Source organism: Kitasatospora sp. NPDC087271, assembly GCF_044744605.1.
Classification (GTDB): domain Bacteria; phylum Actinomycetota; class Actinomycetes; order Streptomycetales; family Streptomycetaceae; genus Kitasatospora.
In genome coordinates this window covers 151,502-171,672 of sequence record NZ_JBIUYQ010000004.1, presented here as the reverse complement: position 1 = coordinate 171,672, position 20,171 = coordinate 151,502, and the positions used below count along the sequence as shown (strand labels likewise).

The window sequence follows — 20,171 nt, the reverse complement described above, 5'->3', positions numbered from 1 at the left end:
ACGTTCGGAGTAGCCAACCCTGAGGGCGTCTCAGGGTCGATGTACCCGTGAGGTTTACCCCGAACTGGCCCCGCAGGGCGATGACGGGGCCCGGGTGCGGGCCTCTAATGGAGGGGCACAGCCAATCGCTCGTGTTCGTAGAGGAGTTGAGGACGCCATGACCAATGACACGGCGGCGGGGGACAACGTGGACGGCGGCGTGCCGTACCGCTCACGGCGGCGCATGCTGGTGCGGGCCGGGGTGCCGCTGACGGTGGCCGCGGTGATCGCCGCCGGGATCGGCCTGGTGCCCGCACTGGCCGCCGACGCCCCGCCCGAACTTCCCTCGCTGACGCCGGAGCAGCTGGTGGCCAAGGTGCTCGGCTCCGACGCTCAGAGCCTCTCCGGCACGGTGTCCGTCTCCACCGACCTCGGCCTGCCCGGCCAGCTGCTGGGCGTCGCGGCCGGCGGGCTCGGCGCGGCGGCCGGGCGCGGCGGCGGCCAGGGCTCCTCTTCGGCCGACCCGCAGGCCAAGCTGCTCGGCCTGCTCGGCGGCGACCAGACGCTGCGGGTCGCGGTGGACGGCCCGGACCGCCAGCGGGTCGACCTGCTGGAGGACATGGCCGGCTACACCGTCGTCCACAACGGCGACCAGGCCTGGGCCTGGGACAGTTCGACCAACACCGCCGTGCGCCTGACCGGCCAGGCGCCCGCCCAGCACCCCGACACCGCCGGCAAGCACGCCGGGGCCCCGCTGACCGGGGTGCCGACGACCCCGCAGGAGGCCGCCCGACAGTTCCTGACCGCGAGCGCGGGCACCACGTCGGTCACCGTGGCCGGCACCGCCAACGTGGCCGGGCAGAAGGCGTACCAGCTGAGCGTCAAGCCCGCGCAGTCCGGTTCGACCGTCGCCGAGGTCCGGATCGCGGTCGCGGCCGACAACGGGGTGCCGCTCTCGGTGGTGGTCAAGGGCGTCGACGGTTCCACCGTGCTGGACGTCCACTTCACCGACGTGTCCTTCGCCAAGCCGGCCGCCAAGACCTTCGACTTCACCGTGCCCAAGGGCGCCAAGGTGACGGAGCACAAGGCGGACGGGGGCGCCAAGGGTGAGGTGCCGCAGGGCTTCGCGCCCAAGGGTTCCGCGCCCGGGGGCAAGGCCGGTCAGGACGCCTCGGGCCGGGACCACGGCGGCGTGAACGTGATCGGCGAGGGCTGGACGACCGTGGTCTCGGCGCAGCTGCCCGGCGGCGCCGTCGACGCGCCGCAGGACGGCGGCAAGGGCGGCAAGCACGGCGGCCGGGGCGCGGCCCTGAACCCGCAGGCGCTGGTGAAGTCGCTCGGCAAGCCGGTCGGCGGCGGCACGCTGATCAGCACCAAGGTGGTGAACGTCCTGGTCACCGACGACGGCCGGGTGTTCGCCGGCGCGGTGACCCTGCCGGTGCTCCAGCACGCCGCCGGGGTGAACTGACGGATGACGAAGGCTCCCGTAACGGGGGACGTTACGGAGTCGGCCGGGGGTCCGGGCGCCGAGCAGCGCCCGGGCCCCGTGCCTTCCACCTCCTCTTCCCCCTCCACCTCCTCCCCCGGTTCCCCCGGCTCCTCCCGTCCCGACGACGTGATCAGGACCCGCGGCCTGACCAAGCGCTTCCGGGGCGGCCAGCTCGCCGTGGACGGCCTGGACCTGAGCGTGCCGCGCGGCTCCGTCTTCGGCTTCCTCGGCCCGAACGGCTCCGGCAAGACCACCACCATCCGGATGCTGATGGGCCTGATCGCCCCCACCTCCGGCGTCGCCACCGTCCTCGGCGAGCCGATGCCGCAGTCCGTCGCCTCCGTGCTGCCCCGGGTGGGCGCGCTGATCGAGGGCCCGGCGCTGTACGGCTTCCTCTCCGGGCGGGACAACCTGGTCCGGTTCGACGCCGCCGACCCGACCGCCGACCCGCGCACCCGGCGCCTGCGCGTCGAGACGGCGTTGGAACGGGTCGGGCTGAGCGCCGCGGCGGCCAAGAAGGCCCGCGCGTACTCGCTGGGCATGAAGCAGCGGCTCGGCCTGGCGTCGGCGCTGCTCCAGCCGCGCGAGCTGCTGGTGCTGGACGAGCCCACCAACGGGCTGGACCCGCAGGGCATGCGCGAGATCCGGGCGCTGGTGCGGGAGGTCGCGGCGGAGGGGACCACGGTGTTCCTCTCCTCGCACCTGCTGGACGAGATCGAGCAGGTCTGCACGCACGCGGCGGTGATGTCCCGGGGCCGGCTGGTGGTGCAGGGCACCGTCGCCGAACTGGCCGCCCGCGCGCAGGGCCGGCTGGTGGTCCGCACGCCGGACGTGGCGCACGCCGTGGAGGTGCTGGCGGCCCACCGGGTCGGCTCCCTGCTGCCCGGCGACGGGCGGGTGGACGGCGAGCTCGGCGCGCTCGGCTCCCCGGTCGAGGAGGCGTTGCCGAAGCTGTGCGCGGCGCTGGTCGAGGCCGGGGTGCGGGTGCACGGGTTCGGGCTGGAGCGGGGCACGTTGGAGGACGCCTTCGTGGCGCTGACCGGGGAGGGCTTCGATGTCGCAGGCTGAGCTGTCGCAGGCCGGGGTGTCACAGGCCGGGATGTCGCAGGCCGGGGCGGTGCCGGTCGGGGCTCAGCCGGTCCGGACCGGGCGGAGGCCGCAGACGGCGGCCGGGTTCCTGGCGCTGTTCCGCAACGAACTGCACCTGACCTTCCGCCGGATGCGTACCAAGGTGCTGCTGGGGATCCTGGCGGTGCTGCCGATCCTGATCGGCGTGGTCGTCAAGCTCAACACGGGCAGCCCGCACGAGGGCGGCGGCGGGGTGAACTTCATCGCGCAGACCACCCAGAACGGCCTGTTCCTGGTCTTCACCGCCCTCGCGGTCGCGCTGCCGGTGTTCCTGCCGATGACGGTCGGCGTGGTCGCCGGGGACTCGGTCGCCGGCGAGGCGGCCACCGGCACGCTGCGCTACCTGCTGGTCGCGCCGGCCGGACGCACCCGGCTGCTGGCCGCCAAGTTCACCGCCGGGCTGGTGTTCTGCCTGGCCGCCACCGTGGCGGTCGCGGCGGCGGCGCTGGCCACCGGCGCCGCGCTGTTCCCGCTCGGCGAGGTGACGCTGATCTCCGGCGACACCATCGGCTTCGGCGACGCGCTGCTGCGGGCGGTGCTCGTGGCCGGGGTGGTGGCGGCCTCGCTGGCCGGGCTGGTGGCGATCGGGCTGTTCGTCTCCACGCTCACCGGCAGCGGCATCGCGGCGATGGCGGCGACCGTCGGGCTGGTGGTCACCGTGCAGATCCTGGACGCCTTCCCGCAGTTGGACGCCGTCAGGCCGTTCCTGTTCACCCATTACTGGCTCAGCTTCGCGGACCTCCTGCGCCAGCCGATGTACTGGGACGGCGTGTGGAAGGACCTCGGCCTCCAGGCCGCCTACGTCGCCGTGTTCGGCGCGGCGGCCTGGTCCCGCTTCACCAGCCGGGACATCAGCGTCTGACCGGCGCCTCGGCGGGGTCGGATCGGAAGCGGCGGATCAGCAGGGGCGGATCAGTGCCTGACGGCCGCCTTCGCGGGGGCGGGCTGCGGCACGGCCGCGGCCCGCCCCGCGCGGTCGGCCCGCACCTGGCGCAGCGCGTCCCAGGTGAGCACCGCGAGCGCCAGCCAGACCAGGCCGAAGCCGGCCCAGCGGGCGGGCGGCATCGACTCGTGGAACACCGCCACGCCGATCAGGAACTGGAACACCGGCGCCAGGTACTGGAGCAGCCCGAGCACGGTCAGCGGCACCCGCACGGCCGCCGCGCCGAAGAACAGCAGCGGGATCGCCGTGATCACCCCGCTGAGCATCAGCAGCCCGGAGTGCCCCCAGCCGTACGAGCCGGTCACCGTGTGGCCGAAGGTGCCGCGCCCGCTGACCTCCAGGTAGACCAGGTAGCCGAGCGCGAACGGGAACATGAAGGCGCTCTCCGCCGCCAGGCTCTCCAGGCCGCTCAGCCCGACCTTCTTCTTCAGCAGCCCGTACGTGGCGAAGGAGAGCGCCAGGGTGAGCGCGATCCACGGCAGCCGCCCGTACGCGACGCTGAGCACCGCGACGGCGGCCGCGCCGACACCGACCGCCGCCCACTGCGCCGTCCGCAGCCGCTCCTTGAGCACCAGGACGCCGAAGCCGATGGTGACCAGCGGGTTGATGAAGTAGCCGAGGCTGGTCTCGACGACGTGCCCGGCGTTGACGCCCCAGATGTAGACGCCCCAGTTGATCGAGATCACCGTGGCCGCGCCGGCCAGCATGGCGAGCCGGCGGGGCTGGCGCAGCAGCGGGCGTATCCAGCTCCAGTGCCGCTGGGCGATCAGCAGCAGCACCACGGCGACCAGGGACCAGACCATCCGGTTGGCCAGGATGTCGTCGGCGGCGCCGGGCTCCAGCAGTGGCCAGAACAGGGGGAAGAGGCCCCAGATGCCGTAGGCCGCGACGCCGTACCAGAGGCCTCGGCCGCTGTCCTGCTGGGTTGTCTCTGGCATGGCCGCCTGCCCTCCGCGCGCGTGTGTCGAGGTGACGGTAGCGGGCGGAGGGGCAGGCTGTCATCTCCGTTTCCGCATTTTGGTCATGACATCGCTGACCTCGGGAAACGCGGGCCCACGGCGGGTCCGGAGTGCGGGAGGACCTGAGGCCCGGAGCGCCTCAGGCCTGGAGCGCCTCAGGCCCGGAGCGCGGCGCGCACCGACTCGGCCAGCGGGACGGTCGGGCGGCCGATCAGCCGGGCCAGGTCGCCCGGGGTGCCGGCCAGCTCGCCACGGGCGATGCCCGCGTCCACGTCCACCAGCACCTCGGCGAAGCCCTCCGGCAGGCCCGCGCCGACCAACGCCGCGAGGTGCTCCGCCGGTGCCACGTCCTGGTGCGCGACCGGCTGCCCGGAGACCAGCGCCAGCTCGGCCGCCAGCTCCGCCAGGCTCCACGCGGCGTCGCCGCTCAGCTCGTACACCCGGCCCTCGTGGCCCTCGCCGAGGAGCACGGCGACCGCCGCGTCCGCGTAGTCCTTGCGCGGGGCGGTGGCCACCCGGCCGTCCCCGGCGCTGCCGAGCACCACGCCGCGCGCCACCGTGCCGGCCGCGTCCCCCAGGTAGTTCTCGGTGTACCAGCCGTTGCGCAGCAGGACGGACGGCAGGCCGGATGCGCGGATCAGCTCCTCCGTCGCCTTGTGCTCGTCGGCCAGCCGGAAGGTCGCCGCGCCCGGCGCGCTCGTGTAGGCGAACAGCGCGACGCCGGCCGCACGGGCCGCGTCGACCACCGCGCGGTGCTGCGGGATCCGCCGGCCGACCTCGCTGCCCGAGATCAGCAGCACCCGGTCACCGGCCGCGAAGGCGCCGGCCAGGGACGCCGGGTCGTCGTAGTCGACCACGCGGACGGCCACCCCGCGCGCGGCCAGGTCGGCCGCCTTCTCGGCGGAGCGGACGGCGACCGCCACCTCGCTCGCGGGGACCGCGGCCAGCAGGCCCTCGACGACGAGACGGCCGAGCTGGCCGGTGGCACCGGTGACGACGTACATGGGGATGCTCCTTGGGTGGGTTTCTGCCTCGACGGGGTTCCCGCCTCGAAACTCACCCTAGGGACTGCACTAACCTTTCGAAAGTACGCACTTCAAAGTACGGTACTGACATGAAGGTAATGGCAGGACAGTCATGAAGACCCTGGAGGAAGGCCGCCCGGCCGTCCCGGTGCGCGAGCTGCCGCCGGCGGACGTGTTCGACCGCATGTGCCCGTCCCGGGGCGTGCTGGAGCACGTCACCAGCCGCTGGGGCGTCCTCGTGCTCGGCGCGCTGCGCGAGCGCGGCTACCGCTTCAGCGAACTGCGCCGACGGGTCTCCGGCGTCAGCGAGAAGATGCTCGCGCAGACCCTGCAGACGCTGGAACGCGACGGCTTCGTGCACCGCGAGGCCCACCCGGTGATCCCGCCCCGGGTCGACTACAGCCTCACCCCGCTCGGCCGGGAGGCCGCCGAACTGGTCGCCGCCCTCGCGCACTGGTCCGAGCAGCGGGTCCCCGCCGTCGAGGCCGCCCGCGCGGAGTACGACGCCCGGCCTAGCGTTCGCTGATCAGGGCCGCCAGCCCGTCCAGCACGCGGGCCAGGCCGAAGGCGTACGCGTGGTCCGGGTCGTACGCGCCGCCGTGGACCTCGCCGGCGGCGGCGCCCACCCGGGCCGCGACCGGGTAGCGCTCGGCGTCGAAGACCTTGGCGAGCAGCTCGGCGTTGGCGGCCCACCACTGCGCGTCGGTCATCGCGCTGTCCTGCCGGGCGGCGCGCTCGTCGGCGGCCATCCGGGCGCAGGTCTGGACGAAGCCCAGCAGGTGGGTGAGCGCCGCGTCCAGTTCGACGTCGGGCAGGCCGGTGCCCTCGAAGGCGCGCAGCTCGTACTCGTACTTGGCCATCAGGCCCGGGCCGAGCGGCGGGCGGCTGGTGGAGACCGCCGAGACCCACGGGTGGGCTCGGTGCAGCGCCCGGTTGTCGTCGGCGACGGCGGTCACCCTGGCCCGCCAGCCGTCGTCGGCGGGGGTGCTGCGCGGCGTCGTCGCGTAGACGGTGTCCAGCATCAGGTCGAGCAGCTCGGCCTTGCCGGGGACGTAGGTGTACAGCGCCATCGGGGACAGCCCCAGCTCCTGCGCCACCCGGCGCATGGTGACGGCGTCCACGCCCTCGGCATCGGCCAGGGCGATGGCCACGGCGGCGATCTCGCCGGTCGACCGGGCCTGCCGCGGGCCGCGCCGGCCGGGCTTCTCCTCGGCGGTCAGCCCCCAGAGCAGGGCGAGGGTGCGCGCCGGATCTCCTGCGCTGCTGCGGTCCGTGGCCATGGGGGGATCTTTTCACGGCCCCGCCGACAGCTCGACGGAGCGACGGCCGGTCGCTCAGCGGTCCGGCAGCCCGGTGCCGGCGTCATACGAGCGCCGGGTGGATCAGCCGCCCGTGGTGGATGAGCGAGGCGGACTGCTTGAGCCGGTTCACCCGGACGCTGATCTCGTAGCCGCGGATGCCCTCGACGTGGGCCAGGCGGCCGGTGAGGTAACGGTAGAAGTCGGGGGTGTCCCGGCAGGCGACCACGGCCATCAGGTTGTGGCGTCCGCTGATCGCGGCGACGAACGCGCACTCGTGGTGGCCGCCGACCTCCTCGCCGACCTGGTGCAGCCGCGGTAGGTCGACCTGCAGCCACAGGGTGGCGTTGAGCCGGTAGCCGAGGCGCTCGGCCAGGGTGTCGACGTCGTACGTGAGCGAGCCTGCTGCCTCCAGTGCCTCCAGGCGACGGGCGACCCGGGGCTTGGACCAGCCGGTGACCTTGGCCAGGTGGGTATGGGTGGCCCGGCCGTCCTCGGCGAGCGCGCGCAGCAGCGGCAGGTCCTGTTCACCCAGGGGCGTCGACGAGGCCACTGCGGGGGTGGGGTGGCCGGAGGTCAGCCGCCGCACCTGTTCGGGGGTGAGCGAGGCGTCGGGGTCGGTCCAGGGCGCGGTTCCGGGACCGCCGTAGATACGCACGACCAGGTCGACGTTCACGTCCAGGACCGCGCCCGCTCGCGGCAGCTGGCGCAGCAGCAGGTCGTCATGGTCGGTTCCGGCGGGGGACCGGATGATGCAGATGATCTCCGAGCCGCCGGAGGCGATGCCGACGTACGCCACCTCGGACCGGCGGGCCAGTGACTGGGCCAGCGGTGCCACCGCATCAGGTCGGCAGCGCAGCCGGGCGATCCACTCCGCCTGGCCGTCGGCGTTCAGGTTGCCCAGTCCGACGACGCGCAGCAGGCCGTCCCGCCGCAGGGCGGCGTAGCGGCGCGCCACAGTCTGTTCGGACACGCCGATGACCTCCCCGAGCCGCCGGAACGAGACCCGGGGCGCGCACTGCAAACCGTGGATGATTTTGCGGTCCAGATCATCAGCCATGGAGGAATGGTCCCATCGCCAGGCGCTCAGGCGGAGGTTCCGGGAGGCTTCTTGGGATCGACTGCGGGTTTCGGGCGCTTCGGGGAGAAGCTGATCGGCGGCTCCACGGGCGGCTGCCATCGGCCGTCGCCCCCGGGAGCGGGCGCACGCTCCCGGCGGCGCTCCGAGAATGCGGGGCCTCCCCCGCAGCAGCCGAAGGAACGACCCCGTGAACTCCACAACGACGCCGGACCTCAGGGCCGGACGGGCCGCCACGCTCGTCATGGCCTGCCTGGGTGTCTTCGTCGCCTACCTGCCCGTCACCACCGTGTCGGTGAGCCTGCCGGCGATCCAGCGCGCGCTGGGCACGTCGACCTCCGAACTGTCCTGGGTGTCGGACGCGTTCGTGCTGCCGATGGCCGCGCTGATCCTGACCACCGGCGTCTGGGGCGATGTCCACGGCCGCAAGAAGGTCTTCCAGACCGGCATGGTCTTCTGTGCGCTGGGCGCCGCGATCTCGCTGCTGTCCAGCTCGGTGCAGGCACTGTGGGTCGGGCAGGCGGTCTCCGGCATCGGCGCCGCCGCTCTGCTGCCCACCACACTCACACTGATCAGCCATGCCGTGCCCGACCACCGTGAGCGGGGCAAGTTCATCGGCTTCTGGGCGATGAGCCTGACGGCCCCGCTCGCCGTCGGCCCGCTGATCGGCGGCGCCCTGCTGGAGCACACCACCTGGCGCTGGATCTTCCTGCTGCCGATACCGCTCTCCGTGGCCCTGCTGGCCGTCGCCGCGTTCCGGCTGCCCGACTCGCGCGCCCCGCACGGCCGCCGGCTCGACTGGCCCGGCCAGATCACCGCCGCCACCACCGTCACCGCACTGGTCTACGGCGTCATCGAGGGCGGCGCGGACGGCTTCGACGAACCCGCTGTGATCACCGCGCTGACGCTCGGCGCGGTCGCCGCCGGAGCCTTCGTCCTGGTGGAACTCCGCAGTACCAGCCCGATGCTGGACCTGGCGCTGTTCCGCAGCCCCGCGTTCACCGCCACCGCACTGGTGGCCGTGGTCAGCTTCCTCGGCCTGATCGGCTTCTTCTTCGTGCTCAGCCTGTACTTCGGCCTGGTCCAGCACCTGAGCACCATGCAGGCGGCACTGCGGATGGTGCTGGTGTCCGGCACCTCGCTGGTGGCCGGCCTCCCTGTCGGACGCCTGATGCACCGGATCCCGCCGAGGGTGCTGATCACCTCCGGGCTGGCGCTGGTCGCCGCCGCGATGTTCGCCATGACCGGCGTCGACGCCCACACCTCCTACGCGGCGCTGACCTGGCGACTGGTGCTGCTCGGACTCGGCATGGGCGCGGTGCTCACCCCGATGACCGCCTCCGCAGTCTCCGCCGTTCCCTTCCACCTGGCCGGGATGGCCGCGGCCGGCAACAACGCGATCCGCCAGGTCGGCGCCGCGCTCGGCCCCGCCGTCCTCGGGGCGCTGCTCACCACCCGTGCCCTGAACGCCCTGCCCGCACAGCTCGCGAACGCCGGCGTCCCGGCCCAGACCGGCGCGCGTGTCCTGGACTCCGCCCGCGAACACGGCCTGGGCGCCGTCGCCGGACTCGACCTCGGCCCCGCCACGGGACAGGCCCTGACCGCGCTGAGCAACTCCTTCCTGGACGGCATGCGGCTGTGCCTGCTGGTCTCCGCCGGCCTCGCCCTGCTGGCCGCGCTGGCCTGCGCCCTGCTGCTGAAGAGCCCGTCGAGCGCGGCACCGAGGGCGGCGGGTCCGGGACGGCCAGTGCCGGAAGCGGAGCAGGCCGCGGTCCCGGTTGCGGCGCAGCCAGCCTGAGGAACAGGAAGCAGGGGGACCGACAGCGGTGGTACTGCACCCCACCACCCCTTCCCGGTGGGCAGCCCTTGGGAGGGCCAGGGCACTCCCGAGGAGTGGCACGTGAGCAAGGAGTACTACGCCCGGGCTGGGGCGAGCGCGCACTACTTCTACGCGTCGCAGGCGGGCAGGGGTTCCGTGCTGGTCCGGGTGAGCGTCCACGGGCGCAGCGGCCCCCTAGTGTCCCTCTGCGGGATCGAACTGATCGGCCGCAAGCCCTCCGCCGTCGAGGCGGACATCATCCGCTACATCCAGGACCGCGGCCTGGACCTGCGCATGGGTTGCGGCGGGGACATCAGCCCGGGCGACTCCCAGGTGTGGGCACGGGCGGAGCGGGCAGGGGACACCTCGGTCAGCGCGGCCTGCTTCTGCATCGAGGACTTTGAGTACCACGGCTGACCCCGCGTCCAGAAGCCGATCAACCAGTCGACGCCGGCTCCTCTCCCGTTCCACGCAGACGTTCAGGCCTGCTCACTCCGGTCTTCCCGGCCGCCCGATGCCGCGCTGATTCGACAAGATCCGAAAGAGAGGTCCTAGCCGACCATGATCAAGCTCGGCACCAACCGCTGTACCGGTGTTCCCCGAGGCCGGGCTAACGTCTCCCCATGACCAGCGTCCCGACCAGCAACGGCCCGAGTGGCGGCGGCTCGACCGGTGGCGGCCCGGACCCGATCCCGGGCACCGACACTCCCGAGGCCATCCGGCCCCGTGTCACCTGCCGCCGCTGCCATCGCCCGCTGCACGACCCGGAGTCGCGGATCCTGCGGCTCGGCCCGGAGTGCCGCGATCCGGCGGAGCGGGTCGCGCGCTTCGACGTCGACCAGGATCCGCTGCCGGGCATCGGGTGACGGGCGTCGGGTGACGGGCATCGCCCGCCGACCTCTGTTGTAGCGCCCGTCAGGCGCGCCGGAAGAGGCGGCGCAGGAGGCCGGGGCGGGGTTCCGGTTGCTCCCGGGGCACCACCTCGGCCTGCTGGGCTTCCCGGGCTTCCCTGGCCTCCTGGGCCTCGGCCCGCTCGATCAGCCGCCGGGCCAGGTCGAGGTCGGCCCGGGGCAGCCAGGGCGCGGTGAGCGCCAGCGCGGCGAGCGAGCGCAGGACGGTCACCACGCGGGTGCGGCGGGCCCGGGCGCTGTAGTGCAGCCGCTGCCGGAGCCGGTCGGCGATGTCGGCGCGGGTCTCGGGGTGCGTCCAGCCGATCGCGACGAGGGCGAAGCCGGCCGCCTCGACCACCCAGTCCTCGGGCCCGAGCAGCAGGTCGACCAGCACGCGGCGGCGGTCGGAGTCCTCCCACGGCTGGTCGGTGCGGTGGTGGGCGATGCCGAGGCAGGCGAAGACCTGGACGGCCCGCACCCACAGTTCGGGCTGGTGGGCGAGCAGGGCCCGGCCGAGGTCGTCCTCCCGGGGCATCGGCGGGTGGACGAGCGCGCCGAGCAGGTCGTCGAGCGGCAGCCCGGCCAGCCGGACGGCGTGGTCGTAGGCGGCGGGGACGGTCGCCCAGACGATCTCGGCGGTGGCCCGGACGAGTTCGGCGCTGTCCGGCGCGGGCGGGGCGACGGCCGGGCGCGGGTCGGTGCCGTCCCAGGCCCAGATCCGGGTGGCCGGTTCGACCAGCGGGAGCCGGGGGTCGGGCTCGGCGACGGACCGGTAGTCGACGGTGGAGCGCGGCAGGGCGAGGCGGACGGCCAGCAGGGAGCTGGGCGGTTCCACGGCGGAGGCGCTGCACTCGATCTCGCTGTCGCGGGTGGTGCCGGGGGCGGCGAGCAGCTGGTGCAGCACGTTGACGGTCGCCTCGGTGGCGCCGGAGACCATGCCGAGCCAGGGTTCCCGGTGGCTGAGCCGTTCCAGCAGGTCCTGGGCGTACTCGTGGTCCGGGTGGGCGCGGTGGTGGTCGGCCAGGGCGAGCAGGTGGGCGGCGTCGCCGTCGGCGGCGTGCCGCAGGCCGTACCGGGCGGGGGCCGCCTTGGGGTGGTCGGGTTCGGTGGCGAGCACGCGGTCCAGCCAGGGCAGGCCGTCGGCGGGACGGCCGAGGGCGCCGTACAACTCGGCGACGTCGACGGCGAGGTAGCTGCTGGAGTTGTCCCGCTCCGGTTCGACCCGGGCCAGTTCGGCCTCCCAGACGGCGAGCGCCCGTTCCGGCCGGCCGTGCGCGCGCAGGGCGTTGCCGAGCATCACGGACGGCAGGTAGCCGGGGGCCAGCAGGTGGGCCAGTTCGGCGAGTTCGACGGCGCGGTCGGTGGCGCCGAGGCGGCGGGTGAGGCCGGAGGCCATCGCGAGCAGCAAGGCGTGGTCGCCGTGGCGGGCCACCACGGACTGGACGAAGTCCTCGAACGGCTGGACGGCTTCTGCGAGTTCGGCGGGCAGCGGGTCGGGCAGTCCGCCGGCGGCCCGGGCCACCGCCTGGGCGACGGCGTCCGGGTCGACGAGGGCGGGCAGGTCCTCGCGGGCGAGCCAGGCGGTGTGCGCCCAGGGTCTCGCGGGCTCGTACTGGATCGCGGAGGCGAGCAGGCCGACGGCGGTGTCCCAGTCCCCGGCGGCAGCCTCGACGTGGGCCCGGCAGGCGACGGTGCCCAGGTAGACCTGGCCGTCCAGCGGGAACAGGTCGCGGGCGGCGGCCGGTCCTCCGGCGGCGGCGCACAACTCGGCCAGCGCCTCATGCAGTTCGGGCAGCTGGGGGTCGGCGAGGATCGCGTCGGCCAGGTGGTCGGCGGCGTGCGGGAGGTCTCCGGAGTCGATGGCCAGCCGGGCCACCGCCACCTCGCCCTCCGCCGCCAGCCGCTCGTCGCCCTCGTCGTCGGCGTGCCCCATGTGGTCGTCCCCCCGCTCGCGGTGTCTGCCTTGTGCGCGGACGAGGCTATCCCGCGTATCTGATGACCGGATGATCAATCTGTCGGTGTGTCGGACGAGCTGGAATTGGCCTGAATCGCGCTCACCTCTAGGTCGGATACACCCCGAACGAGTGGTTTGGGTGCTGGTCGGCGCCTTTTCCCGAAATCGGCGCACCACGATGTTCCCGACGCTTCGCTCCCGAAGCACCCCCCGGTGCACCCACCGGAGCACCCCCCACCCCGACGACAAGCGAGAAGTGACGATGAAGCTCTCCCGCACCCTGTCCATGGCCGCCTCGGCCGCCGTCCTGAGCACCGTCGCCCTGGGCACCACCGCCCTCACCGGGCACGCCACACCAGCGGCCGCCGCCTCGTTCGTGGTCAGCGAGACCCAGTTCAACCAGATGTTCCCGAGCCGGAACTCCTTCTACACCTACCGCGGCCTGACCGACGCCCTCAGCGCCTACCCCGGGTTCACCACCACCGGCAACGACGCCACCCGCAAGCGCGAGGCCGCGGCGTTCCTCGCCAACGTCAGCCACGAGACCGGCGGCCTGCGGTACGTCGTCGAGCAGAACACCGCCAACTACAGCCACTACTGCGACGCCTCGCAGCCCTACGGCTGTCCCGCCGGCAAGAGCGCCTACTACGGGCGCGGCCCGCTCCAGATCAGCTGGAACTTCAACTACAAGGCCGCGGGCGACGCCCTGCACATCGACCTGCTGAACAACCCCTACCTGGCCGAGAAGGACCCGGCCGTCTCCTGGAAGACCGGCCTCTGGTTCTGGAACACCCAGAAGGGCGCCGGGACGATGACCGCGCACGACGCCATCGTCAACGGCAAGGGCTTCGGCGAGACCATCCGCAGCATCAACGGCGACCTGGAGTGCAACGGCAAGAACCCGGACGAGCGCAACGACCGCATCAACCTCTACAAGAAGTTCGTCGGCGTCCTCGGCACCGACGTCGGCGGCGGCAACATCTCCTGCTGACCGGCGACGGCTTGCGTGGGAAGTCGGCCGGGCCGACTTCCCACGCACGGGGTCGTTTCGCGGCCACGGCCAGCGGCGGCGTCATCACCGGGCGTCATCACCGGGCACCGAAGCGAAGGTCCACGAAGGCCCCGACCAGTCCCCCGAGCGCGACGGCCGGCACGACCACATCCCCGGCGCGGCCGGCCAGCGCGCCCGTGACCAGCACGAACGCGACGACGGCCAACGCGCCCGCCCAGGCCGGTCCCGATCGCGGCAGCAGGGGAACGGGCCTGCCGTTCCGCCGCCGCCTGACCCACTTGACGGCGAGCAGGAGCACCGCGACCGCGAGGAGCGGCGGCGCCGTGACGTGCGCGGAGGTTCCCATCGCTGTCCGCCTTCCGTTCGGGTTGCCACCGACACGGTAACTGCCGTGCAGGAGACCGGCGATGGCGCCGTCCCGGCCACCGTTGCCGATCCACGGAACGGCCTGCGGGCAGAGCGCCGAGCACCTGGGTTCGGGGACGTGGCGACGGCGACCGCATGGCAGGAGGCGTTCCTGTAGGCCTGCTCGCGACGGCGCGGCTGCGGTGAGGCCGGTCCCGTCGGGCACCTGAATATTTCATCACGAGAAATATTCAGGCGGTCGTCGGCGTTGGCCACGGAGCCGGGTGCGGGAAGGCCCCGCACGGCTGGAGACGGGAGCGACGCCGTGCGCGTGGAGATCTGGACCGACATCAACTGCCCGTGGTGCTACATCGGCAAGGCCCGGTTCGAGCAGGCCCTGGAGCGGTTCCCCCACCGCGGGGACGTGGAGGTCGTCCACCGCTCCTTCGAGCTCGACCCCCACTCGCCGGCCGAGGCGCGGCCGGTCGTCCCGCTGATCGCCGCCAAGTACGGGCTCAGCCTGGACCAGGCCGAAGCGGCGGAGGCGCGGATCGCGGACAACGCGCACGGGGAGGGGCTCGCGTACCTCCGCGAGGGGCGCGACGCGGCGAACTCCTTCGACATGCACCGCCTGCTGCACTTCGCCAAGGACCACGGGCGGCAGGGGCAACTGCTGGACGCGCTGTACCGGGCCAACTTCGCCGACGCGCGATCCGCGTTCGCGGAAGGACGACTGGTGGAACTGGCCGTCGAGGCGGGGCTGGACGGCGAGGCCGCGGCGGCGGTGCTGGCCGATCCGGACGCCTACGCGGAGGCGGTGCGCGAGGACGAGGCGACGGCGGGCGCGATGGGCGCCACCGGGGTCCCGTTCTTCGTGTTCGACCGGCGGCTCGGGGTCTCGGGCGCCCAGCCCGCCGAGACGTTCACGGCGGCACTGGAGCAGGCCTGGGAGAGCCGGGTGTCGGTGCCCCTGCTGGTCGGCGGCGCCGGCGGTGACGGCAGCGGCGAGGCCTGTGGGCCGGACGGGTGCGAGCTGCCGCAGCGGTGAGGCGAAGGGCGTGGAGCAGGAAGTCGGCGGGGCCGACTTCCTGCTCCGGGGGTGTCAGCGCTTGGGGGCGATGAGGCGGATGCCGGTCCAGTCCGCGGCGGCGCTGATGGCCTTGGTCGAGGCGAGGCCGGCGGTCTGGGCGGCCTCGTTGACGTCGCTGGGCTCGATGTAGCCGTCCCGGCCCGGCTTCGGGGTGAGCAGCCAGATCATGCCGCCCTCTTCGAGGAGGCCGATGGCGTCGACCAGGGCGTCGGTGAGGTCGCCGTCGTCCTCGCGGAACCAGAGCAGGACGGTGTCGGCCACGTCGTCGTAGTCCTCGTCGACGAGGTCCTGGCCGATCAGCACCTCGATGCCCTCGCGGAGATCCTGGTCGACGTCCTCGTCGTAGCCGATCTCCTGGACGACCTGCCCGGGCTCGAACCCGAGCCGGGCCGCCGGGTTGGTGCGCTCTGTCGTCATGCCGGTGTTCCTTTGACTTGGAGGCGCCTGTCGCCTCGCATCCGGGTAGCCAACCAGACACGGACGGCGGTCGGCGCGGAACACGCCCGGAGATTGACGATCCGTCAGATCTTGCGGCAGGAGATGACCACGGACGAGCTGACGGTCAACAGGAGTTGCGCACCGCCGGCCGCGTCGGCCCGGGCAATGGTGGCGCCCAGCTCGCCGGGCGGGAGGGGGAACGTGTGCGGGCGCAGGTCGGCGTCGTGCGCCACGACCGCGTCGCCCTCGACGTAGAGCAGCAGGTATTCGGCGACGTCGGACACGTCGGGTCCCCTCCCCTGGGGTGGCTGGCGCTTGGCGCTGCCCACGCTAGGGGCCGCGCGGGGCGCGGTCGGTGGCATTCACCCGGCACCACCCCCACGGGTGAATGCGGTCGAGGACGGGCGGGGGCCGGAGCCGGGGCCGAGGTGGGGGTTGAGGCGGGGGTTGAGGCGGGCGGGGTGGGGGTTGAGGCGGGCGGGGTGGCCGGCGGCGTTGCGACCGGCGGCCTCGCGGTAGGCGATGCGCTGGACGGCGGCGAGCAGGCGGTAGAGGTTGAGGGCGGCGTCGGAGTCGTCGGCGGCGAAGCCCAAGTGGAAGATGAAGGCTTCGAGTTCGCGCCAGTCGAAGTCGTCGGGGACGGGCTGGGCGGCGCCGGGGGCGAGGGTATTGAAGGCGGCGGCGACGGCGTAGTGGGTCGCGGCGAGGGCGTTGGCCAGGGGGTTGGGGCCGAAGTCGGGGTCCGGGTCCGGGTCCGGGTCGGGCATGTCAGGAGTCCTCCTCGTCGGGCTTTGCAACGTTGAGTGCGGTGATGACGCCCAGGACGACGGTGGCGATCGCCAGGGCGAGGAGGACGGCGAAGGCGGCGGCGATCAGGAAGCGCACGGGTCGTCGCGGTCTCGTTCGGCGGCGAGGAGGAGGGAGAGGAGGTTGAGGAGGGTGGAGGCGGGGGCCGTGTTGAAGCGGACGAGGATGCGGCCGTCGATGGTGCGGTCGGTGGTCGCGGAGGGGAAGATGAGGCCGAACCTGCGGCCGCGCTCGTCGACTTCGGCGAGGAGCGTGCGGATGTGGTCGTCGGTGTAGTACCGGATCCGGGGGTCGGTCGGCAGCATCGGGTAGCGGCGGGGAAGAGGCATCAGGCGGCGTCCAACTGCAGTTCGAACCAGACGGATTTGCCCTGCTTACGCAGGTCAGTGCCGAAGCGGTGGGTGAGGGAACGGACGAGGTGGAGGCCCCGGCCGGAGAGGGCGAGGGGGTCGGCGGGGACGCACGGCTCGGGCGGGAGGGTCTGGCTGTCGTCGCAGACCGAGACCCGGAGCCTGCGGTTGAGGAGGGACAGCACGACGAGGGGCGCGAGGCTCCCGGCGTGCTTCCACGCGTTGAAGAAGAGTTCGTGGAGGGCGAGTTCGGCGTCGGAGATGGTGGGGGGCGGCCAGCCGGCGGTGGTGAGGAGGTCGCACAGCTCGGTGCGGGCGGCGGTCCAGTCGGGAGGGTTGGAAGCACGCATGGGAGACCCCAGGAGGAGAGGAGGGGAATCGGCGGAAACGTCGCCATGAACCGGACTGACGCTCCGTCATGTGATCAGTGCAACACTGAGAGTAGGGGTCTGTCTGGCAAGGTTGCAAGCAGATCCAGGAGACTCGTACCAGCCATCACTCGTTGGTGGCATCCCGGAGGGGTTGTGCGCGAGACTGCGCCGACAGGGAAGGACGATCGTGGGATACAAGGGACCAATCAGCCAACGGCAGCGCCGATTCGGCGAGGAGCTGCAGCACCTGCGGACAGCCGCCGGGCTGTCGTCTGCCGACGCCGGGGCACTGGTCGGTATGAAGGTTCCGGCAGTGAGCCACACCGAGGCTGGTCGGATCACTCTCAACCCCGAACGCCTCGAAGTCTGGCTCGACGCCTATGGCTGCACGGACCCGGTATACCGCGCGGGTCTTACCGAGATGGGGCGGAGCAGCGGCAAGGGCTGGTGGAGCGAGTTCGAGGGCAAAGTTCCGACACTCGCGCTGGATCTGGCCGAGGCGGAGGACAGGGCACAGACCTTCTCAGTGTTCGATACGCTCCATATCCCCGGCAGCTTGCAGGTCCCGGGCTATATCGAAGCTATCTACAAGGATGCTTACCAAGATGGCCGTTGGGACACGGCGACCGCCGTCCAGTTCCGTCTACAGCGGCAGCGCGTCCTGACCGACAGTAGGCGTCAGTTTCGATTCGTCATCCACGAAGCAGCTCTTCAGATGCGGTTCGCCGGCAAGTCGGTCATGCACGAGCAGCTTCTTCACCTCGTCGATATGGCGGAGCTACCCAATGTCACGATCGAGATCATTCCATTCGACGCCCCCAAGAAGGTCCCCTACACAGGCGCCTTCCTGATCTGCGACCCCGGGTGCACCGCGCTGTCGACCATCATCCTGGATGGGCCCAAGCGCGCTATTCACCTTGGGGATCCATCAGATGTAGTGGCCTACCACCAGAAGTTTCGCGAGGCCTGCGATCTCTCATTACCGGCCGTGGATGCGTCGAAGCCCAGGCGTGATTCCTCTCGTGACTCGTGGGGACTCCTTCAGCACCTCATCTACCAGCTTCAAACGTGAAAGGCGCCCGATGTCCGACCTTGCCTGGCAGAAGTCATCCTTCAGCGACGCAGACGGCGGCAGCACATGTCTTGAACTAGCGACTGGGGTCGACAGCCTCCGTCACTTCCGCGAGTCCGACGACCCCGACGTCATCGTCACCACCACCGTCCCCAAACTCCGCGCCTTCCTCCTCGGCGCCAAGGCCGGCGAGTTCGACCATCTCGTCCGAGCCTGAACTCCACGCACGCCCGGCGGTCAGCACACTCGGTGCTGACCGCCTCCGCTCAGCTCCCTGTTCCGGGCCGCCCGCACTGGGTTAGCGTGGACCCATGTCGAGAGACCTGCCCGCGCTACGGGCATCCCATCAGGACCGGGACCGCACCGTAGAAACGCTGCAGGTCGCCGCCGCAGACGGCCGGCTCACCCCCGAGGAGCTCGAAGCCCGGCTGGAATCCGCGCTCTCGGCCCGGACGCTCGCCGAGCTGGCTGAGCTGACCACCGACCTGCCGAGCTTCGCGTCGGCCGTGCCCACGCCGAAGGACGTGCTGGTCATCGACCAGCGCGGCGGCAAGTACACCCGGGCCGGGCGCTGGGTGGTCCCCCGGCACATCGAGTTGCGGCCGAAACATTGCACGGTCGTCCTCGACTTCACCGAAGCGGTCATCACGGCCGACACCCTTCTGATCGACGCGGCCCTGCGGCACGGCAAGCTGCTCATCATCAGCCCGCCGGGCCTCGTCACCCTCGACACCGACGATCTCACCCTCGTCTTCTCCAAGGTCAAGCAGCGCTCCAACGGCGGCGGCGACGCCACCAGCCCCCGGCTCCGGATCGAGATCACCGGCACCCTCAAACACGCCAAGGTCATCGCGCGCCCTCCCCGCCGCCGCCTCTTCGCCATCTGAGGCAGCCCCGCTCCACAGCTACGCTTCCTCGCCCGCTCGTCGATCCCGACGAGCGGGCACCTCCCGTTGCCCGGCCGGTCTCCCGCCCTCAAAGAGCCCGCCATGACGCATCGTTGGCCGATTCCCGCCTTCCGACACGACCACGCCGGTGACCTCCTCTTCGAGCATCTCGGCTGCGCGCGAACCCCGGCCGTCCCGCGAAGATCGGCGCCCGGAGGGTCGAGGCCGTGGTCGAATCTCCCAGACGAACGATGCAGTTCTTCCCGGAGGTGAACGATGCCCGCAGATCCCCCACTTGAGGACCTGCTGCGATCCTGCACCCGCTCCGCGCTTCACCTTGAGATGCGCGACGGCTACATGCGGGACGACCCACTGTTCCTCCGCTGGCTCGACGGGCACCGGGACGACCCGGCCGACCGCTCGTCGTGGTGGAACCCGTGGTTGCAGCTGATCCACGAAACCACCGCCCGAGGCGTCGAGGTCCGGCGCGCCCGTGTGGTGTCGGAGCCGGTGAGCGAGTACATCCGGTTCGAACACGAGATCACGTTCCGGAACATCGCCTCCGGCGAGCAGGTCCGGTGGCTCCCCCGTCAGCAGACGACCGACCTGGCGCTCCCCGGAAACGACTTCTGGCTCATCGACGGGCGGCTGCTCGTCGTCCACCACTTCAGCGGCGAGGGCGACTTCGTCGACGACGAGATCAGCACCGACCCGCAACCCGTGAAGCTCTCCCACTCCGCGTTCGAGGCCGTCTGGGAGCGGGCGGTCCCGCACGAGGACTTCCAGCTCCACTGACCGGTGCACGCGCGCCATCCGGCGTCCAGCAAGGCAATCTGGCGTTGGCCAGGTGCCGTAGGAGGAGGCCGCACCCGCCCGCTCGTTGGGCTCCAACGAGCGGGCGGCAAACGTCCTACCGCCCTCTTGGCGGCGATCAACCGGAAGGGTGAGGCTCACGCACACCGGTGCACCCCACTCGACTACGGGAGTGAGAATGGCCCTGAGGTTCCTCGGCATCATCCCGAACACCCCGGACACGGACTCGCCGACGATCTGGTTGGACGAGGAAACCGGAGACTTGCTGATCCAGTCCTACAAGGCCACGGACAACGAAGTGAAGGCATGTCAGGAGATCGGTTCGATCCCCGGCCACTCCACCGACGTGCCCGATCACGAGACGATCATCAGGCTTCCCGAGATCATGCTTCAGTTCATCCCCAAGCCCGACAGTGAGTAGGAG

Annotated in this window: 25 protein-coding genes; 14 read left to right on the top strand and 11 right to left on the bottom strand. The window is 72.0% G+C overall.

The genetic code is table 11. The features are described 5' to 3' along the window. Nucleotides 1-157 precede the first annotated feature (157 nt). Genes ACIO9K_RS09595 through ACIO9K_RS09585 form a run of 3 tightly spaced genes read left to right on the top strand, consistent with a single transcriptional unit; the run spans nucleotide 158 to nucleotide 3,458 of the window. Entirely contained in the window at nucleotides 158-1,447 is a 1,290-nt protein-coding gene (locus ACIO9K_RS09595) for an outer membrane lipoprotein carrier protein LolA (protein ID WP_400328200.1), read from the top strand. A 3-nt stretch (nucleotides 1,448-1,450) separates the two neighbouring features. After that, nucleotides 1,451-2,536, top strand: coding sequence for an ABC transporter ATP-binding protein (locus tag ACIO9K_RS09590; protein ID WP_400328198.1), 1,086 nt, complete (start codon nucleotides 1,451-1,453; stop codon nucleotides 2,534-2,536). Continuing rightward, complete coding sequence (locus tag ACIO9K_RS09585) at nucleotides 2,523-3,458, top strand: ABC transporter permease (RefSeq protein WP_400328196.1); 936 nt, start codon at nucleotides 2,523-2,525, stop codon at nucleotides 3,456-3,458. Before ACIO9K_RS09590 ends, ACIO9K_RS09585 begins: the two co-directional genes overlap by 14 nt. A 50-nt stretch (nucleotides 3,459-3,508) precedes the next feature. On the opposite strand, the gene rarD is transcribed toward ACIO9K_RS09585, so the two are convergent. After that, nucleotides 3,509-4,477 (bottom strand): EamA family transporter RarD, encoded by a 969-nt coding sequence (rarD, locus tag ACIO9K_RS09580; RefSeq protein ID WP_400328195.1) that lies wholly within the window; start codon nucleotides 4,475-4,477, stop codon nucleotides 3,509-3,511. A 176-nt stretch (nucleotides 4,478-4,653) separates the two neighbouring features. Continuing rightward, nucleotides 4,654-5,502 carry an SDR family oxidoreductase gene (locus tag ACIO9K_RS09575; protein ID WP_363585377.1) on the bottom strand — a complete coding sequence of 283 codons (849 nt, stop codon included), beginning with the start codon at nucleotides 5,500-5,502 and terminating at the stop codon, nucleotides 4,654-4,656. Nucleotides 5,503-5,707: 205 nt separating this feature from the next. Here ACIO9K_RS09575 and ACIO9K_RS09570 point away from each other — a divergent pair, with 205 nt between their 5' ends. Next, complete coding sequence (locus tag ACIO9K_RS09570) at nucleotides 5,708-6,049, top strand: helix-turn-helix domain-containing protein (RefSeq protein ID WP_350877776.1); 342 nt, start codon at nucleotides 5,708-5,710, stop codon at nucleotides 6,047-6,049. Here the strand turns inward: ACIO9K_RS09570 and ACIO9K_RS09565 are convergent. Next, nucleotides 6,036-6,803, bottom strand: coding sequence for a TetR/AcrR family transcriptional regulator (locus ACIO9K_RS09565; RefSeq protein WP_400328193.1), 768 nt, complete (start codon nucleotides 6,801-6,803; stop codon nucleotides 6,036-6,038). The genes ACIO9K_RS09570 and ACIO9K_RS09565 overlap by 14 nt on opposite strands. An 82-nt stretch (nucleotides 6,804-6,885) precedes the next feature. Beyond that, nucleotides 6,886-7,881 (bottom strand): AsnC family transcriptional regulator, encoded by a 996-nt coding sequence (locus ACIO9K_RS09560; RefSeq protein WP_363585379.1) that lies wholly within the window; start codon nucleotides 7,879-7,881, stop codon nucleotides 6,886-6,888. A 262-nt stretch (nucleotides 7,882-8,143) separates the two neighbouring features. On the opposite strand from ACIO9K_RS09560, the gene ACIO9K_RS09555 reads away from it, so the two are divergent. The 3 genes from ACIO9K_RS09555 (at nucleotide 8,144) to ACIO9K_RS09545 (ending at nucleotide 10,584) form a co-directional block, all read left to right on the top strand. Next, on the top strand, nucleotides 8,144-9,697 hold the full coding sequence (locus ACIO9K_RS09555; RefSeq protein ID WP_400328408.1) for an MFS transporter: 1,554 nt from the start codon (nucleotides 8,144-8,146) through the stop codon (nucleotides 9,695-9,697). Nucleotides 9,698-9,799: 102 nt separating this feature from the next. After that, on the top strand, nucleotides 9,800-10,135 hold the full coding sequence (locus ACIO9K_RS09550; protein WP_400328191.1) for a hypothetical protein: 336 nt from the start codon (nucleotides 9,800-9,802) through the stop codon (nucleotides 10,133-10,135). Nucleotides 10,136-10,341: 206 nt separating this feature from the next. Then, nucleotides 10,342-10,584, top strand: coding sequence for a DUF6011 domain-containing protein (locus ACIO9K_RS09545; protein WP_363619179.1), 243 nt, complete (start codon nucleotides 10,342-10,344; stop codon nucleotides 10,582-10,584). Between the two features lie 49 nt (nucleotides 10,585-10,633). On the opposite strand, the gene ACIO9K_RS09540 is transcribed toward ACIO9K_RS09545, so the two are convergent. After that, nucleotides 10,634-12,541, bottom strand: coding sequence for a hypothetical protein (locus ACIO9K_RS09540; RefSeq protein WP_400328188.1), 1,908 nt, complete (start codon nucleotides 12,539-12,541; stop codon nucleotides 10,634-10,636). A gap of 283 nt (nucleotides 12,542-12,824) precedes the next feature. Here ACIO9K_RS09540 and ACIO9K_RS09535 point away from each other — a divergent pair, with 283 nt between their 5' ends. Beyond that, nucleotides 12,825-13,553 carry a chitinase gene (locus ACIO9K_RS09535; RefSeq protein WP_400328186.1) on the top strand — a complete coding sequence of 243 codons (729 nt, stop codon included), beginning with the start codon at nucleotides 12,825-12,827 and terminating at the stop codon, nucleotides 13,551-13,553. Between the two features lie 97 nt (nucleotides 13,554-13,650). On the opposite strand, the gene ACIO9K_RS09530 is transcribed toward ACIO9K_RS09535, so the two are convergent. Next, on the bottom strand, nucleotides 13,651-13,920 hold the full coding sequence (locus ACIO9K_RS09530) for a hypothetical protein (RefSeq protein WP_363619176.1): 270 nt from the start codon (nucleotides 13,918-13,920) through the stop codon (nucleotides 13,651-13,653). A 324-nt stretch (nucleotides 13,921-14,244) separates the two neighbouring features. Here ACIO9K_RS09530 and ACIO9K_RS09525 point away from each other — a divergent pair, with 324 nt between their 5' ends. Next, complete coding sequence (locus tag ACIO9K_RS09525; RefSeq protein ID WP_400328184.1) at nucleotides 14,245-14,967, top strand: DsbA family protein; 723 nt, start codon at nucleotides 14,245-14,247, stop codon at nucleotides 14,965-14,967. Nucleotides 14,968-15,021: 54 nt separating this feature from the next. On the opposite strand, the gene ACIO9K_RS09520 is transcribed toward ACIO9K_RS09525, so the two are convergent. From ACIO9K_RS09520 to ACIO9K_RS09500, 5 genes are all read right to left on the bottom strand, one after another. Then, entirely contained in the window at nucleotides 15,022-15,426 is a 405-nt protein-coding gene (locus tag ACIO9K_RS09520) for a DUF3052 domain-containing protein (RefSeq protein ID WP_400328182.1), read from the bottom strand. A gap of 104 nt (nucleotides 15,427-15,530) precedes the next feature. Continuing rightward, nucleotides 15,531-15,731 (bottom strand): hypothetical protein, encoded by a 201-nt coding sequence (locus ACIO9K_RS09515; RefSeq protein WP_363585386.1) that lies wholly within the window; start codon nucleotides 15,729-15,731, stop codon nucleotides 15,531-15,533. 78 nt (nucleotides 15,732-15,809) lie between these two features. Beyond that, the gene (locus tag ACIO9K_RS09510) at nucleotides 15,810-16,214 is read right to left on the bottom strand and encodes a hypothetical protein (RefSeq protein WP_400328180.1); all 405 of its coding nucleotides are present in this window, start codon (nucleotides 16,212-16,214) and stop codon (nucleotides 15,810-15,812) included. 105 nt (nucleotides 16,215-16,319) lie between these two features. After that, entirely contained in the window at nucleotides 16,320-16,583 is a 264-nt protein-coding gene (locus ACIO9K_RS09505; RefSeq protein WP_400328178.1) for a hypothetical protein, read from the bottom strand. After that, the gene (locus tag ACIO9K_RS09500) at nucleotides 16,583-16,954 is read right to left on the bottom strand and encodes an ATP-binding protein (protein WP_363585389.1); all 372 of its coding nucleotides are present in this window, start codon (nucleotides 16,952-16,954) and stop codon (nucleotides 16,583-16,585) included. The genes ACIO9K_RS09505 and ACIO9K_RS09500 overlap by 1 nt, the downstream gene beginning before the upstream one ends. Before the next feature lie 208 nt (nucleotides 16,955-17,162). On the opposite strand from ACIO9K_RS09500, the gene ACIO9K_RS09495 reads away from it, so the two are divergent. From ACIO9K_RS09495 to ACIO9K_RS09475, 5 genes are all read left to right on the top strand, one after another. Continuing rightward, nucleotides 17,163-18,047 (top strand): helix-turn-helix transcriptional regulator, encoded by an 885-nt coding sequence (locus ACIO9K_RS09495; protein ID WP_363585390.1) that lies wholly within the window; start codon nucleotides 17,163-17,165, stop codon nucleotides 18,045-18,047. A gap of 10 nt (nucleotides 18,048-18,057) precedes the next feature. Further along, nucleotides 18,058-18,264, top strand: coding sequence for a DUF397 domain-containing protein (locus ACIO9K_RS09490; RefSeq protein WP_363585391.1), 207 nt, complete (start codon nucleotides 18,058-18,060; stop codon nucleotides 18,262-18,264). Nucleotides 18,265-18,358: 94 nt separating this feature from the next. Further along, entirely contained in the window at nucleotides 18,359-18,934 is a 576-nt protein-coding gene (locus ACIO9K_RS09485; RefSeq protein ID WP_400328175.1) for a DUF1707 domain-containing protein, read from the top strand. A 276-nt stretch (nucleotides 18,935-19,210) separates the two neighbouring features. Next, nucleotides 19,211-19,729 carry a DUF6879 family protein gene (locus ACIO9K_RS09480; RefSeq protein WP_363585393.1) on the top strand — a complete coding sequence of 173 codons (519 nt, stop codon included), beginning with the start codon at nucleotides 19,211-19,213 and terminating at the stop codon, nucleotides 19,727-19,729. A 196-nt stretch (nucleotides 19,730-19,925) separates the two neighbouring features. Then, nucleotides 19,926-20,168: a hypothetical protein gene (locus ACIO9K_RS09475; protein WP_363585394.1), complete on the top strand. Its 243-nt coding sequence runs from the start codon at nucleotides 19,926-19,928 to the stop codon at nucleotides 20,166-20,168. Nucleotides 20,169-20,171: the final 3 nt, after the last annotated feature.